Raw genomic sequence first — 253 nt, 5'->3', positions numbered from 1 at the left:
CGCCGAGGACGAGACCGTCGACGTCGGCGCGCAGCTGGCCGTCATCGGCGCCGCGGGCGGCTCCGCTCCCCAGCAGGCCGCCCCGCAGCAGGAGGCCCCCCAGCAGGAAGCCCCCCAGCAGGAGGCGCCCCAGCAGGCCCCGGCCCAGGAGCAGCCCCAGGCCGCGCCGGCCGCCAAGCCCGCCGCGGCCGAGACCGCCCAGCCCGGCGGTGACTACGGCGCCAGCGGCGCCCAGCCGAGCACCTCGCCGACG

The 253-nt window shown here is 81.4% G+C and carries 1 pseudogene; it reads left to right on the top strand.

Features of this window, described 5'->3' with window-relative positions:
* Window positions 1–253, top strand: a pseudogene (locus A6V29_RS14535) (hypothetical protein); the annotation flags it as partial.

This window comes from Blastococcus sp. CCUG 61487, from assembly GCF_005222955.1.
GTDB lineage: Bacteria > Actinomycetota > Actinomycetes > Mycobacteriales > Geodermatophilaceae > Blastococcus.
Note: the sequence above shows the minus strand (reverse complement) of the source record. Positions and strands in the feature narration are given on the sequence as shown.